Here is a 16,468-nt window from a genome sequence, read left to right as displayed (position 1 = left end):
TCCCGCAAATTCCCAGCTGGATCGACTGGATCTTTGATTTCTCTCTCCGTCATTTTTACGACAGAAAAGTTTCTGCAAATATTCCTGAAGAAAAATTTGAAAATTCATCCCTTTCTGGCGATTTCCTGTACTCGATTCTTTTTCTTTTCTCCTTTTTTTCCCGGGCGCTTTCCAATTCTCCAGATCGGAAGTCGGCTGAATCCGCCCGTTCGGCGCCGTCCCCTTCTCTGCGTATACCGGTACAGTTTGCCCGACACGGTTAAACATCGCCACAATCTGCAGAAGAAGATCGCACCAGAAGAAAAGGGCTTCTGCCTTCCCGTTTGAAAACGAGAGCAGAAGCCCTTTGGTCGGTTTAACGAGATCCAAAGAAACCTGTCATCCTTTTAGAGAACTTTGGCTTTCTGGATTTTTGAGAGTCTTATTTGAGATCCGCCAGTTTATCTGTCGATACGCTGTAGCGAGCAACAAGCCATGCGGCGTGCAGTTCTTCAGTCATCGTATCGATGGCTTCCTGAGATTCTGCGTTGTTTACGAGCGCTTTCGCAGCAGCAAGTTTCGTATTCAGTGCAGCAGCGCCTTTGACGTCAGCAAGTTTTGCTGGAGTGATGTCATCGATCACGGTCTGCAGCAGGGTGTAGTCGTAGACAACGGTCGAGCCAGCCAGTGCGCAGATGGCCTGACTCAGTTCGCCCTTCATCGCTTCCACTTCTTTCGGTGTTGCGGTATCGGGCAGAGCTTTGGCTTTGGCCAGTACAGTCTGCATGGCGTTCCAGGAAGATTCTGGATAGCTGGCTGCCGTGAGAGCATCCGCCTGAGCGATGATTTCGTTCAGACCTTCTGTATCTGCTCCGGTAACGACTTTGTGGAAGTTGATTTCCGCGCAGGAGAAGTTATTGTTGCGGGCCGTCTTAGCCACCATGCGAATGTGCTTCGCAGTTACGGCTTCAGGGAGATTAATCGTCTTTACAGTTCCAGAGTTCGTCATTTCACCAGAGTAAACGGTCGTGTATGTCTTGCCGTCATCGCTGGTCTGGATGTCGTAAGTCAGCGGGTGACCGTTTCCGCCGCCGGTTCTTGGCGTATACAGAATCTGATCGACCGTCTGCGGAGTCGCAAATTCAATGTCGAGCCAGTGCGGCATGGTGGTATTCTCCCAGTCGGTATGGAACATCGTGGACGTATCGCCGTCGATCGCCTTGGCTGGTTCTTCCCCGCTCTGGTTGCTGGAAGCCGTAGCTTTCATGATATCCTGCGAAACGAGTTCAAACTTGCTGAGATCCTGCAGTTCCATTCCGAGAAGGATCGAAGCCAGGTTGGAGGCCATCATATCGACGTCAGCCTGCGAAGCTTTCGGCAGATCGCGAACGATATTGTCTTTCGCGCGGTTGAAGGCATCCATGGAAGAGGCTTTGTATACGCTTGGATCTTCTGGTTCAAGAGCGAGCAGAGCGTCAATGCGGCTGTAGTCTGCACGTTCGTATTCCGCTTTGGAAATTGCATCTTCAACTTTCTTCGTCACATCTGCAACTTCTGCAGCCGTCGGTGCATATTTGCCGGATACGCCGAGCGCTTCCTTGATCAGGTCTGTATTGCCAGCAAGAGCAACCTGTCCGAGCAGATCGATCTTGCGATCGAGAGCGATCGTATTGACAAATTCAGTTTCCGGGGTAGTTCCGACACGGATATCGTCGACATAGCCCTGGAATGGATGCTCTGCACTGCCGACGGTATGGAGCGGGAACATCATGGTCGCTTTCAGCGATCCGCGCCCGTCACGTCCAACGGTTTCTACGAATTCTCCGTCTACATACAGAGAGAACTTTTCGAATTCGTTGCGGAATTCAAGTTCGGTCCATACGCCGACCGGCAGTTCGTAGTCGAAGGAGTAATCGTGGTTTTCACGCGAGAAGCCGACTTTTCCGGTTTCTTTCTGAACCGCTTTGATCGTTCCGTATGGCGATTCAAACAGAATCTGCTCATCTTTGGACGCGCTCGTACGTTTTACTTTCACGCGCAGCGTGTTGGAAAGACCAGCTGTTTTCAGCGTATCAAATGTGGCTGTTTTTCCAGAAGAAAGGTCAAGAACCTTGCGGCCTGCCGCTTCTTTGAGAACGTCATTTCCAGCAGTCAGGCTGTTGGTTGGTCCGGTGGTATCCGTTGTGGATTCCATATCTACAGAAGTGATCGCTCCGTTTTCGGATTTGTTCACATTGTAGTTGAAGTTGGTTCCCGGAACTTCCGGATACTGATCGATAATCGCAGAAGCCTCTGTCTGGGTGATGGATCCCTTGCCCCAGAGGTTGGTTCCCATCATGCCGGCTGCACGAATCGTACGTTTGTAAATATCATATTCGGACATGCCGTTTTCGGCGTTGTCGATCATGTCGTTCCAGATGGCGAAGGCACCGCCGACCATCTGCTCGTCACCGACAGGCACTTTGGTGCTGCCCATGCGAGTGATATCCGTGTTAAACAGATGCGAATCGCCGAGGTAATCGTAGTAGTAGCCTGCGTTTGGAACGATATAGAAGGTTCCGTCAGAGCAGTTGATCAAGTCGAAGCCCAGATCGTACATAGCTTTTGGATTGGACCATCCAAAGTTCCAGAGGTTGATCTGGCGACGGGATTTAACGGTTCCATCTTCGTTATAGGTCGCGCCATGTACCGTATCCCCCTGGCTCAGCTGAGTCAGAGAACCCCACACACGCGGGGTATAGCCTTTGTCTTCGGCGTACTTGAACATGTCGTTTACATACTTACGGTAGGCAGCAGAACCGGCTTCGTATTCGTCGGCACCAATGTGAATGACCGGCGTATCGAAGACTTTGTCATCGCCAGTTGTGTATTCGTCCCAGATGGATTTAACAAACTGCATGACATCGTCGTACTGATGGTTCAGGTCGAGATGGTCAGCCGGGGAACGGTTGCCGTTCGTGGTTACATGCGGCATATCCGAATCCGGCGTTTTAAGATCCGGACGGACTTTCGTCATGGCCAGCGCGTGAGCCGGCATGTCGAATTCAGGAACAATGGTGATACCCATCTTCTTGCATTCTTCGATGTAGTCCGCGAATTCTTCTTTCGTATAGAAGACGTCTTTTGCGGTCAGATCCGCCTGGTTCTTACCGTCATTTCCGCCTTTTTTGATATCCGATTCCAGACGGAACGCCGAATACGGATCGATCAGACGACGGTCTTCGCCGTTGACGTTCTTATACTGTTCGAGCTGGATATAGTTATCGTTCAGATGAACCTGGAAGTCGTTCAGTTTATACCAGGACAGCACTTTGGCCAGCTGTTTCAGATAGTCGAGCGTAAAGGTCTTACGTCCAACGTCCTGAATCAGACCGCGCACCTTCATCGTTGGATAGTCACGCATTTCACCGGCAGCCAGAGTATTGTCTTCGCTGTTGTTGAGTCCCTGCAGAATGGTACGGGTTGCCCAATACGCTGCGGTAGAATGGTTGGCTCCAATCTGAATGGATTTTGGACCGATCGTCATGCGGTAGTCTTCTTCACCAAGTTCCGGAGTACCCGCACCGAACGTAATGGTATCGTTCACAGCTGCTGATGGAATAGCAGCTACTTTTTCTACAGCCAGCGTTTTGCCGGTCATTTCCTTATAGTCATCGGCAAGCGCCTTGGCTGCATATGCAAATTTATCATCTGCGTACTGAACTTTCGTATTCTCAGTAATCGCAAAGCTTCCGCTTTCTTCACCCTTCCATTCCTGGATTGGAGGCAGGATTTCCGGAACTGCATTATCGTTTTCATCAACCTGATGTTCACCAGGAATCGTGACTGTAATTTCCTTGAAGTCGTAAGCGCTGGTCGTTTTGTCCGTAATCTTATAGGAAACTTTGACCTGCTTATCCACCAATGGTTTCAGAATATTCTGATTGGCATCAACAACCTGTTCGAGGTCGGTACCGTTGTATTCTACGGCGAACAGATCGGCATCAAATTCTGGAAGCTTAGCTGTAACTTTCGTGGATTCTGCGGTAACTGGGTTCAGTTCGAGAGCATCCTTGATATCGGCAACGGAATTGCATTTCTGCGCCTGTGGAATACCGCCGTATACTTCCATTTCATAAATGGAAATGGTATTCCAGGTCACGCCTCCATCCGGATCTTCCGGGGTAAAGGTGTTGATTTTCAGGCGGACATAGCGTGCCTTAACTGGAGCATCCAGACTGATGGTTTCTTTCAGATCGGCTGGATGGCTAGTATTGGAATACTGCTGAGTCCAGACATCTTCTCCAGCCAGTTCTTCGGCTGTATGTTCGTCCGTTGCGGTTGAAATGGTATAGTTACTGGCTTTGCGTGTTTCCCAGTAGAGGCGTACGGTCTGTACGTCCATTTCTTTGCCAAGATCGACGTAAATCCAGTGCGGTCCGTCTGCTTCAGCGGAACTCCAGCGTGAACTTCTGGACGATGTATCTCCGTCCAGTGCCTTTGCTGCGGTGAAGTCTGCCGTTTCGGTCGAACTGGCCGTTCCGGTTTTATTCAGCGCTACGTTTTCCTGCGGATCCTGATAGTTCGCATCGATTTCGCCATACACTTCCAGCTCATAAATGGAAACCGAGTTCCATTCTGGGATCGAAGTGAGGATTGGATCATCTGGTGTATGCGATCCAATATACAGACGGATATAACGAGCATTTACCGGCGTATCAAACGCAATAACTTCTGTGATTTCCGCAGGACGGTTATTAAAGACTTTTACGTCTGTCCAGGAGGCTTCTGCTCCGGGGTTTTCTGTCGCGTACTGGATTTTATACGATGTAGCCTTGTGCGATTCCCAGAACACACGAACGGCGTTCACAACAGATGGTTTGGCCAGATCAACATAGATCCAGTCCGGACCATTGCCTACATTGGAACCCCAGCGGGAAGTGCTAGCTGAGGTATTTCCATCCACCGCATTGGAAGCTCTGACAGAATCCGCTTCTTGAGAACTTGCTGTCGCGGTTTTATTGAGTGCAAGATTGGTGCCATACTGCGTCATGTCTGTCGTTGCCGTCGGAGTTGTTTCTTCGGCATGTACAGCCATGGACGCAGCAGGAAGAACGGTTGAAACTGCAGCTGTTCCAGAAAGTGCAACAGACAGCAAGGAAGCTGTGAGTTTTCTAAATTTCATGCTGTTTCCTTTCTTATGCATCTCAGATCTGTTAACCGGAAAAAAGGCCTGCCCTGGCGTTTCATCCGATCTGACCGTGAAATCGTTCTCGGTCACGCCCGAAGATCTGATAGCCCTGTTCAAAGATTGCCCTTCTTTCAACAGGAATTGATCAGCTTTTATTATCGGTTCATAAATCAGTCAAAGAAATACCAGTTCAGGCAATGCGTTTATACTAATTAGTTAATTCTTAGCGCTTTCAGATGATTAATTTGAACAGAATTACCGATTTATTTGTTGTTTCAATCTCGTTTCCTCTACGTAGCACGCTGGCCTTTTTATGTTTCGCAGGCAATCAGTGATTCTTTCAGACGATATTTCGTCTTTCTCAAATATCATTTGGTGCTCACTCCATTTTTTAATTTGCTGAAGGCAGCTTTTTCAAATATCGGGCTTCCTGCTTAAGCGGCAATAAAAAAGAAGGCCCGAAGGCCTTCAGTTTTGTTGAGTGTGAATTAAGCGTTTTCCTTATCCATCTCAGCGAAGTACTTAATTGTACGAACCATCTGAGAAGTGTAGGAGTTTTCGTTGTCGTACCAGGAAACAACCTGAACGAGGGTGTTGCCATCGCCTGTAGGAGTAGCCATTGTCTGGGTAGCATCGAACAGGGAACCGTAAGTCATACCGATGATGTCGGAAGATACGATTTCTTCAGTGTTGTAGCCGAAGCTTTCGTTAGCAGCAGCTGCCATAGCGGCGTTGATCTGATCAACAGTAACTTCGCCTTCAACTTCTGCAACGAGGATCGTTGTGGAACCTGTAGGAACAGGAACACGCTGAGCAGAACCGATCAGTTTGCCGTTCAGTTCAGGGATAACCAGACCGATTGCTTTAGCAGCACCAGTGGAGTTAGGAACGATGTTAACGGCAGCAGCGCGGGAACGACGTTTGTCGCCTTTTCTCTGCGGGCCATCCAGAGTCATCTGGTCGCCAGTGTAAGCATGAACGGTAGTCATGATTCCGGATTTGATTGGAGCCAGGTCGTTCAGTGTCTTAGCCATTGGAGCGAGGCAGTTGGTTGTGCAGGATGCAGCGGAAATGATTTTGTCTTCAGGAGTAAGAACTTCCTGGTTAACGTTGTAAACAATTGTCGGCAGGTCTTTTCCAGCAGGAGCGGAAATAACGACTTTCTTAGCACCAGCATCAACGTGAGCCTGTGCTTTAGCCTTGGATGTGTAGAAGCCTGTGCACTCGAGTACTACATCAACATCGAGATCGCCCCAAGGGAGTTTGGAAGCGTCAGCTTCTTTGTAGATTTTGATTTCTTTACCGTCAACGATGATGGAATCTTCTGTGGATTCTACTTTGTCGGCGAATTTGTAGGTTCCCTGAGTCGAATCGTACTTCAGCAGGTGAGCCAGCATAGCGGGGTTGGTAAGGTCGTTGATCGCAACTACTTCGTAGTTGGGGTCATCAAACATCTGACGGAATGCCAGACGACCGATACGACCAAAACCGTTCAGTGCAACTTTTACTGTCATGATCAGTAAATCCTCCTTTAATACCGATCTAATTATAGGGGCTGCCCGAAATCCTGTCAACGAATAGGAGGTCAGGCGGATCTAGTCAAAAACTATTGAATAATAATCTCGATATTAATTACTTATCTAGTCTTATTCACATTAGATATCGCCTATACAAATTGCTTATTTCGTCTTAATGCAGACCGTTTGTCTATACGTTGTCCGCAGGCATTTCCAGGATTTTCCCATCACCTGAGGGGCTTATGATTCCTGTCTCGCTCTGCATGTTTTTTGCTGCATCGGCGCCTGATTTTCTGAAGAGAGACGGATTGATGGAAAGTCTTACAGAATGAAAGCGGTTAACTCAACAGGCCAGATTTTTGGAGGCATAGGATTTGCCTTCTGCATGTTTGCGGATTATCGCCTGCCGTCCGGCATGAGCTGGTTTTGGCTTTCCATATTTTATGGAAGGCATTCTTTACTAGATCCTGTTCGAGCCACAAAGAATCGGTCTGAGCCGTCCGTCTATGCATCCTTTCCATTTCCTGGCTGGATTTCAAATCCGAATGATATGGGTGAATTGGTCTGGAAATCCGGTGGGTTCGTTGCTCCGCTTTTTTTCTTTGGGAAGTCTTCTGTTTTCCGCCTCTGCCATAAGAAAGGAATCAGAAATCACAGAAACTCTGCGCAGAAATATCACTGGATCCAGATCGGATCTGCCGGAAACTCATTCATCAAACACTGCCCATTAAATAACTGCCCATTAAATATTGGAAACGACCTGGCTTTATTCTGGATCGGCTCCGTTTACGAAAAGATGGGCGATGAAACGGCCTATGGCCCTGCCCGATGGAAACGGTCTGCGGATTTGCGAGCGGTTTTATTCTTATTTTGATTCTTTTCTTCCCTGTGTTCCGGGCTTTGCACGAATCGAAAATCAAATGCGCTTATAATAGGAACATTATTACCTGCGCGCATGAGCGCCGGAAAGGAGTTTTCCATGGATTTTCGTTCAATTTTGGAACTGCTCGAAAAAGACGCCCGTCTGAATGCCCGCGATCTGGCAGACATTCTTCATGAAGACGAGAAAGATGTCTACGATGCCGTTCGAAGCCTGGAAGAGGAAAAAATCATCTGCGGCTACCATACCGTCATTAACTACAACAAAGTTCAGAAAGATCAGAAAATTCTTGCTTTCATCGAAGTCGGCGTACGCCCGATGAAAGATAAAGGATACGACTATACCGCGAATCTCATCGCCGGCTATCCGGAAGTCAATTCGATGTACCTGATTACCGGCGACAAGGACTTCATTCTTCTCGTTGAGGGGAAAACGATGTTTGAAGTCTGCTCGTTTGTTTCCGACAAAATTGCCTGCATTGAAGACGTACAGTCCACAAAGACTCTGTTTGTTCTGAAGCAGTACAAGCAGTCCGGCATTCTGACCGGTGCCGGCAGGCCGGACAAAAAAGAAGACCGACTGGTGGTGAGCTACTGATGAAACCGATCAATCAAGTTATCAAAACCATGAAGCCAAGCGGTATCCGAAAGTATTTCGATCTGGCCAACTCCATGGAAGGCGTCATTTCCCTGGGTATCGGCGAACCAGATTTCAATACGCCCTGGCACATTTCCAACGCGGCTATTGAATCGATGCAGAGCGGCTATACCCACTACACCGCAAACCGCGGTCTGATTGAACTGCGCGAAGCGATCTGCGAATACTACCATAACCGCTTCGGCGTGGACTACGATCCGAAAAAGGAAGCACTGGTTACCGTCGGCGGATCTGAAGCTGTGGATCTGTGCTTCCGCACCCTGATCAATCCTGGCGATGAAGTCATTGTTCTCGACCCGAACTACGTGGCGTATGAACCGGCGATCATCATGGCTGGAGGCGTTCCGGTCTATATCGAACTGACGCAGGATAACGACTTCAAACTGACCCCGGAAGATCTGAAAGCCGCTTTAACGGAAAAGACCAAATGCATCATGCTCAACTTCCCTTCCAATCCGACGGGAGGAACGATGGGCCGTGAAGACTACGAAAAACTCGTACCGATTTTTGAAGAATCCGGAATTTATATTGTTTCCGACGAAATTTATGCAGAACTTACGTTTGAAGGCGAATTCTGCTCGCCGGCTTCCTTTGATTCCATCAAGGATCAGGTTCTCGTCATCAACGGCTTTTCTAAAGCCTTTGCGATGACCGGATGGCGCCTCGGCTATCTGCTCTGCAACGCGGAAATCAACAGCCAGCTGACCAAGGTTCATCAGTTCATCATCATGTCCGCGCCGACGGCCGCCCAGTATGCGGCGATTGAAGCACTCGGATCCGGTCTGGAAGATACGGAAGAGATGAAAAAGGAATACGAACGGCGCCGCAATCTGCTCTGCGCCCGGCTGAACCGCATGGGACTGCGCACGAACGTTCCGCGCGGCACGTTCTACGCGTTCCCGGATATCACCTCGACCGGTCTGACTTCGGATCAGTTCTGCGTCCGTCTGCTCGAAGAGCAGAAAGTCGCTGTCGTTCCCGGCACCGCTTTTGGCGAACATGGCGAAGGCTTCGTCCGTATTTCGTATGCGACGTCCTACGAAAACCTCAAGGAAGCCTGCGATCGCATTGAAGCGTTCGTAGCCAGTCTGAAGCAGCCAGAAGAAGTTCTCATCGAAGAAGAAATCGTTATCGAATAAACCCGATTGAAATTAAGCATCTGTCGTTAAGTCAGGTGCTTTTTTGTCGAATCGTGCTGTTTATCTGCTCGTATAATGGGATCGAATTTTCAGGAATTTGAAACCGTATGTCCAGATAGCGTAAAATGGAAAGGCCGGTTCTGGAATCGAAGTCCTTATTGAGTACTCTGTTCTCCTCGCTGCCATGCAATGACAGCCCTTTCTCTTTGAGGATTTACAATTCTGACCGGTTATCTTATGATTTGAGCGATTAAGAAGGAGTATAGAAATGACAATTTCCCCGTTACAGAAAGCTCGCTACGCTTACCAGCCAAAGCTTCCGGGAATGCTTCGTCACGGCATTTCCAGCATTGCGGTTAAGGAAGGCGAACCTACCCAGTCCGTTGCGGACCAGGAAGCAATCCAGAAACTCTTCCCGAATACTTACGGAAAGAAAGAAATCACTTTCGTTAAAGGCGAAAGCACAGCACCAGAAGGCAAACAGGTTGTCGGTGTTATCCTTTCCGGCGGACAGGCGCCAGGCGGCCACAATGTAATCAGCGGTCTCTACGATGCTCTGAAAGCCGCTAACCCGGACAACGTTCTGATCGGTTTCAAAAACGGTCCAAGCGGTCTGATCGAAGATGACTTCATTGTATTCGATGACGACTATATCAACGCTTACCGCAACACAGGCGGATTCGATATCATCGGTTCCGGCCGTACAAAACTTGAAACAGAAGAACAGTTCACGGTTGCTGCAGAAGTAGCGAAAAAGCACGGCATCAACGCCATCGTAATCATCGGCGGCGATGACTCCAACACCAACGCAGCCGTTCTTGCCGAATACTTTGCTGCACACAACACTGGCGTACAGGTAATCGGCGCTCCAAAAACGATCGACGGCGACCTGAAAAACGACGACATTGAAATCTCCTTTGGTTTCGATACCGCTACAAAGACATACAGTGAACTGATCGGAAACATCGAACGCGATGCCAACTCCGCTAAGAAATACTGGCACTTCATCAAGGTTATGGGCCGTTCTGCTTCTCACGTAGCACTGGAAGCTGCTCTTGAGACACAGCCAAACATCTGCCTCATTTCCGAAGAAGTCGCTGCGAAGAAAATGTCTCTCTCCGAAATCGCCAACTACATCGCCGATTCCGTAGAAAAACGTGCTGCCAACGGCAACAACTTCGGTGTTGTTATCATTCCGGAAGGCGTAGTTGAATTCGTTCCTGAATTCTCCGCTCTGATCGCTGAAATCAACGAACTTCTTGCCGGAAGCAAAGCCGACGCGTTCAACGCTCTTCCAACATGGAAAGAAAAATATGAGTTCATCAAGAACGGTCTGAGCGAAGACGCATTCAAAGTCTTCGCAATTCTGCCGGAAAACATCCAGCAGCAGCTGTTCCTCGAAAGAGACCCGCACGGAAACGTACAGGTATCTCTGATCGAATCGGAAAAACTGTTCTCCGCTCTCGTTGCCAATGAACTCAAGGCACGCGCTGCCAAAGGTACCTACACCGGCAAGTTCAACCCGCTGCACCACTTCTTCGGTTACGAAGGACGCTGCGCATTCCCTTCGAACTTTGACTCCGACTACTGCTACTCCCTTGGCTACAACGCATTCCTGCTGATCCAGAACGGATTCACTGGATACCTCTCCAAGATTTCCAACCTGTCCAAACCAGCATCCGAATGGGTAGCCGGCGGCATGCCGATCACCAAGATGATGAACATCGAACGTCGTCATGGCGAAGACAAACCGGTTATCAAGAAAGCGCTCGTCGAACTCGACGGCAAGCCGTTCAAATTCTTCGAAGCCAACCGCGACCAGTGGGCTGTAGAAACCTGCTACACCTTCCCAGGTGCAATCCAGTACTACGGACCAGAAGAAGTCTGCGATCTCACCACAAAAACACTTAAACTCGAACAGGAATAATTTATAAACTTGAACAGGATTACTGCTTTCCTTGTTCCTTTTCCTAAATTCACAGACAAAAAAGAAGGGACTTCCCTCTGCATGATGCAGAACGGAAGTCCCGTTTTTTGTTGGATTCATTTTTAACAGATCTAGTCGGCCGGGTTCTATTTGACAATGCCAAGACGATCGAGTTCTTCGATAAAGGCATGCTGGCGACGGTGGTCTTCTCTTGTCTTATGAACAGCTTCCTTTACCTGATCCTTTAATGTTTCGCTTTGAGACGCTTTCTCAAAAGCGATGGCACTTCGGCGATACGCTTTTCTCGAATGCGCGCTTGCCGCACTCTCTTTTGCATAGTTCAGCCAAAGAGCGGCGGTTCGATCCGGGTCAACACCCGACAGACGGTCTGCAAAACGCGAGAGGTGGTAATAGTTTTTCGATTTTTCCATCAGATCGAGAAGCTTTTCGTCTTCCTTCAGGAAATCGTACAGTTCAATCAGTACGTCTTCATCCACGCTCTTTTCAATCTTTTCCAGATCGTCTTTCCACTGATCGTTCGAATCCAGTTCATGAAGAAGCTGGAGATCTTCGAGCCGTCCGTTTTGTAAAACAAAGATCAGTTCGTAAAGCTCCTGGACGGCCTTTTCCGGATGGGAAAGTTTAAGCTGCGCCTGAATCATCAGCCGCATGACTTTTTCTTCCTCAGAAGCGCTCATTCCCTTGCGCCGGCTCTGATTCAGAAGCTGGACGGCTTCTTTCGGATCGTTTTCATTCAGCGCATCGACCGCCTTGAGAATGAGAACTTCCGGAAGCATTCCGTACGTTTTTTCAAAAGCGGATGTGGCGCGTTCATATTCCGGATTTTCTTTTTCGAGATCCAGAATGGAACGAAGCAGACGATCCCGGTAGGCATGCAGTTTGCCTTCTTTTCGCGACGTTCCGTACAGACGGACGAGAGACTGGTATCGCACTTCCTGCAAATCGGCGATATCAAAACAGTTGCGTTCCGTCAGGGTCACGAGACGGTCCTTGAAATCCGGAAGGTTATTGGCTTCCAGCTGGTATTCGATCCAGGAAAACAGCTCTTTAATTAATGCCGGTTCGGCCCGGAGCGCAATTTTCTCTAAAAGATCCAGAACAAATTCGCCGCAGGACAGAACAAACGACGCGTTCGATACGGTCGCGGTTCGTTCCAGCGTCAGGAGGATGCTTTCCAGCAGTTCTGCAGCCAGAATGGCGGAGCCATTGCGGACCAGGACATCGCACTGCTCTTCCATCCAGTTTTCAAAGCTGCGGATTTCTCGGCTTCCGCAGCGGCTTTCCGGATGATCCTGCAAAATTTCAGCAATCTTCTGCATCGCCCGACGTTCCAGAAGATCCTGTGCCTCTTCAGCATGCGATTTGGCGATGCTTGCGGTCAGGAAGTCCTGCATTTCGGGATGCATCGTTCCGTATTCCTTCACAAGACCGGCAAGATCTTCCAGTGAGAACGAATCGACCAGAGACGAAAGGCTGGAATAGTCAATCGATGCTTCAAACGAAGTCTGGCTTGTCTGGCGTGAGGTCTCCTCCTGTACATTTGGCTGCTCGGTTTCTTTTTCGGGAGCTGGCTCTTTTGCGCCTTCGGATTTGTTTGCGGCGCTGTAAGTCGTGTTTGAAGAATCTTCTGCTTCTTCCTCCGGCTGGACAGGGGCTTTGGGTTCCATCGTCTGGGCGCCGAAGTTTTCCTTTACAGAAACGTCTGAATCCGCTCCAGAGATTGCTTCTTTATCTGGTGCCAAAGAGGTTACTGCCGCACCCCGAGGCATTTGCGTTTTGGGAGGAATTGCCGATTCGACGGGATGATCCTCTCTGTTTCTTCCATATGGATTTGTCGCTTCGGACTCATCCTGCCCAAACAGACCTTGGGGACTAAGCAGCGAATCCAGAAACGGGTTTTTCCACGGAGTTTCTGGGCGTTCGAGGACCGGCTGTTCGTATTCGTCTTCGGACTGCGCAGGAGAGGCGGCTTGTTCCGGCTCAAATTCATTTGGATTGGTGAAATTCGAGTTCGAATTTTCTGTCGTATTTTCCAAATTGTACGGATAGCGTCTTAAACCTGGATTTTGCGCAAAACGACGCCTCCACTGTTCAACGGAATCTTCCGGCTCATCTGGCTCGGCGAAATACGGATCCGTGTCCTCTTGATCGGCTTCGGTATGTTCCTCCGTTTCCAGATCCTGATCTGCACGATTTGAATCGTCCGCTTCCCTGTCCATCTCTTCGAAGTCTTTTTCCTCTTCTTCTTCTGGATGGTTCCGATTTTCTGCAGCTGCAGGAGCTGACTGTCTTTGATTTTCTAATGTATTTTCCAGCGCAAAGAGAAAGGCCGCTTGGTGCGCGCAGAGTCTTCCTTCCCTGGAAGGAAGGCAGGTGCACTGCAGATCCGAGATGGTATCGTCCACCAGACGGGCACGAACTTTTTCTCTTCCATCGACGATCGCAAAGCAGTAATCGCCCTGTCGATAAATCGGGCTGACTCTTCCCTGCCGAAACAGTAAATAGCCGTTAAAAAGCGTCTCCCGATCAAAATTATTTTTCCAATCCATACATTTCTTCCCTCATTTCCAGTAGTAAAGGACATCTTTTGGGGTAAAACCTGTCAGCTTCATTATAGAAGCCGCTCTTCATCCTCTCCGCTTTACCGCCCGCAAGAGATGAAAGCAGGAATCCGAATTCTGTCCCCCAGAGAGCAGGCTGGAATGCGATTTTGCTGGAGTGTCAAAAAACATGCTTCTGATTTGCGGGATCTGTGTACAGTAAAAGAAGAGTCTTACTTCAGACAGGAGAAATGTATGAAAACGAAACCTGAGCATTCGAATCCGCATGGCAAAGCCAAAGTGTACTTTACCGCTCATCCAGATGATTTTCCGATTTGGTTCGAGAGAATCACGAACGATATTCTTCGCTATTGTCCAAGCACAGTTTATTTTGATCCGGATCCGGATCACCCGGAAGATCTCGACAATTACGTGTTCGATCTGTCCTTGATGAACCTGATTGTCATTCCGATCACAGAAAATTTTCTGAAGGGGGACTGTCTCGCTTTTTCAACGGTTTTCCGGATGATTCAGGTAAAGAACATTCCCTTTCTCCCTGTACTGACGGACCTTTCTTTAACCGAAGAATTTAACGAGAAGTGCGGAACCGTCCAGGCAATCTGTCCGATTTCTTCCGATGTGACCGAAATCCCCTACGAAACGAAACTCAGGAAATTTCTGGAGTCTGCTTTTCTTGACGACAAACTGCAGAAAGAGGTCAGCGCCCTCTTCGAGCACCGGATTTTTCTGAGCTATCGCAAGAAAGATCGCCAGAAAGCGCAGGAGCTCATGCGTGTCATTCATGAAGACGAACAGCTGTATACCATCGCCATCTGGTATGACGAATTCCTGAAGCCCGGTGAAAACTTCGACCTTTCCATCCAGAACAGTCTTCAGGAAAGCGATCTGTTCGCTCTGGCGGTAACGAACAATATGGTCTACGAGCCAAACTATGTCCGGCAGATCGAGTACCCGCTGGCCGTAAAGCTGCAGAAAAAGGTTCTGCCGGTACTGATGGAAAATGAAACCGTCAATCGTAAGGCGTTAGAAGCTGTTTTTCCAGGCGTCCATACGGTTTATCCGATACATTCGAACGATCTTCGTAATCAGCTTTTCGAACTGAAGAAAAACTATACGCCGTTCACACCAAAGAACTGCTATCTGATCGGTCTCGCGTATGTGTACGGGCTGGATGTCGAAATCGACTATGAAAAAGGCATCCGTCTGATCCGTAAAGCAGCCGATCAGAACTATTTCCCTGCTGTTCAGGAACTCGTAAAGATCTATCGCGATGGAATTGGTGTTCGTATGGATTTTGATCAGGCAGCTTTATGGGCAAAAGCCGCGGCACAGCTGCAGCCTGGCATCGAAACCTGTGAAACGGCAGGCGATATTCTTGCCCAGAACAATCAGATGGAAGAAGCGATTTTCTTCTATACGCAGGGAAAAGAAATCGCAGACCAGAATCTTCTTGAGCGCATCCCTTCGCTCAACGAGGATACGAATTTGCAAGACACCTTGTATTGCATACGTGCGAAAAGCGTCTTTTACCAGAAAATTGGCGAACAGTACATCTATCTCAATCAGCTGGAACAGGCCAGAGACAGCCTGGAAGATGGAATTCGACTGAACCGCCAGATGATTCAGGCGGAAAACCATCCGGTCTACCAAGTCGATCTGGGCTTCTTTCTGATCAACCTGGGAAGACTGGAACGAAGAGAGCAGCACCTGATCCAGGCCGAATCCTTTTATCGACAGGCACGGGATATTTTCGAAAGTCTTGTTTTGCAGGATGAATCTTCTCTGCATATTCGTACTCTGGTAACCTGCGAGCTCACTTTGTCCGACCTTCTCTGCGAAAGAAACCGGTCGGAACAAGCTCGCCCGATCGTCAAAAAGGCCTTAGATCAGGCGATAAAGCTTTCGGCGCAGGATCCGACTCTGCTTCATACATATTTGTGCGGATGCGCCTGGCAGTCTGTTCTCTATCTCCAAAACTCCTCATGGAATGTGGATGAGGCAGTAGAGACAGCGCGCAAACTGATCGAATACATACAGGAAAATCTGGAGGATCTGCATACTGCCGCTACGGAACATCTGTGTGCGCTCTGTTACAAAACCGGGGGAAAAACATTTTACCTTCAAAAAGATTTTTCCAGTGCAGAGTCCTGTTATCGAAAGGCCATTGCCCTTTATGAAAAAGCCTGCTCCCTTCATCCTTCCCCTTCAGAACAAAACTCTCTGGCGGTTACCCTGCTTGATCTCTCCGATCTGTGCTATGACGAGAACCGCTATCAAGAAGGCATGGAACTTTGCCTGCGTGCAGCATACCTGCTGGAAAACTATCCTTCCTCAAAACCTCTGCCGGATATTCTGATGTCCCTTGGCTCGGCTTATTCAAGGCTCGATATTTTCTATTCCGTTCTCGGAAATTCTTCTCAGGCAGACCAATATCGTGAAAAGTGCAGACAGATCTATACGGATCTTTCGGATCGCCATGAACTGCCTGGCGTAAGTGTCAAACAATCGACGGGTATACGCGAGACTGAATATTAGATACGCTAAACGGGATCCCTTTCGAGATCCCGCTTGGCGTATTTTTTATTCTTCATCGTTTTCTTCATACTTCGGATCCGGT

At 48.7% G+C, this 16,468-nt stretch carries 8 protein-coding genes; 5 read left to right on the top strand and 3 right to left on the bottom strand.

The window, feature by feature from the left end:
- Window positions 1-421: 421 nt before the first annotated feature.
- Together Afil_RS01765 and gap are read right to left on the bottom strand one after the other, a co-directional pair.
- The gene (locus Afil_RS01765) at window positions 422-5,143 is read right to left on the bottom strand and encodes a discoidin domain-containing protein (RefSeq protein WP_230266810.1); all 4,722 of its coding nucleotides are present in this window, start codon (window positions 5,141-5,143) and stop codon (window positions 422-424) included.
- A gap of 494 nt (window positions 5,144-5,637) precedes the next feature.
- On the bottom strand, window positions 5,638-6,663 hold the full coding sequence (gap, locus tag Afil_RS01760; protein ID WP_230266809.1) for a type I glyceraldehyde-3-phosphate dehydrogenase: 1,026 nt from the start codon (window positions 6,661-6,663) through the stop codon (window positions 5,638-5,640).
- 331 nt (window positions 6,664-6,994) lie between these two features.
- On the opposite strand from gap, the gene Afil_RS01755 reads away from it, so the two are divergent.
- The 4 genes from Afil_RS01755 (at window position 6,995) to Afil_RS01740 (ending at window position 11,269) form a co-directional block, all read left to right on the top strand.
- Window positions 6,995-7,540, top strand: a complete 546-nt coding sequence (locus Afil_RS01755) for a hypothetical protein (protein ID WP_230266808.1) — start codon at window positions 6,995-6,997, stop codon at window positions 7,538-7,540.
- A gap of 105 nt (window positions 7,541-7,645) precedes the next feature.
- Window positions 7,646-8,143, top strand: coding sequence for an Lrp/AsnC family transcriptional regulator (locus Afil_RS01750; RefSeq protein WP_230266807.1), 498 nt, complete (start codon window positions 7,646-7,648; stop codon window positions 8,141-8,143).
- Window positions 8,143-9,342, top strand: a complete 1,200-nt coding sequence (locus Afil_RS01745) for a pyridoxal phosphate-dependent aminotransferase (protein WP_288340240.1) — start codon at window positions 8,143-8,145, stop codon at window positions 9,340-9,342. Before Afil_RS01750 ends, Afil_RS01745 begins: the two co-directional genes overlap by 1 nt.
- A 268-nt stretch (window positions 9,343-9,610) precedes the next feature.
- Entirely contained in the window at window positions 9,611-11,269 is a 1,659-nt protein-coding gene (locus Afil_RS01740) for a diphosphate--fructose-6-phosphate 1-phosphotransferase (protein ID WP_230266806.1), read from the top strand.
- 146 nt (window positions 11,270-11,415) lie between these two features.
- Here the strand turns inward: Afil_RS01740 and Afil_RS01735 are convergent, their stop codons facing one another.
- Complete coding sequence (locus tag Afil_RS01735; RefSeq protein ID WP_230266805.1) at window positions 11,416-13,839, bottom strand: SWIM zinc finger family protein; 2,424 nt, start codon at window positions 13,837-13,839, stop codon at window positions 11,416-11,418.
- 246 nt (window positions 13,840-14,085) lie between these two features.
- On the opposite strand from Afil_RS01735, the gene Afil_RS01730 reads away from it, so the two are divergent.
- Window positions 14,086-16,386, top strand: coding sequence for a TIR domain-containing protein (locus Afil_RS01730; protein WP_230266804.1), 2,301 nt, complete (start codon window positions 14,086-14,088; stop codon window positions 16,384-16,386).
- The last annotated feature ends 82 nt before the right edge of the window (window positions 16,387-16,468 follow it).

Origin of the sequence: Allobaculum fili (assembly GCF_020969955.1) — a bacterium.
GTDB lineage: Bacteria > Bacillota_I > Bacilli_A > Erysipelotrichales > Erysipelotrichaceae > Allobaculum > Allobaculum fili.
Note: the sequence above shows the minus strand (reverse complement) of the source record. Positions and strands in the feature narration are given on the sequence as shown.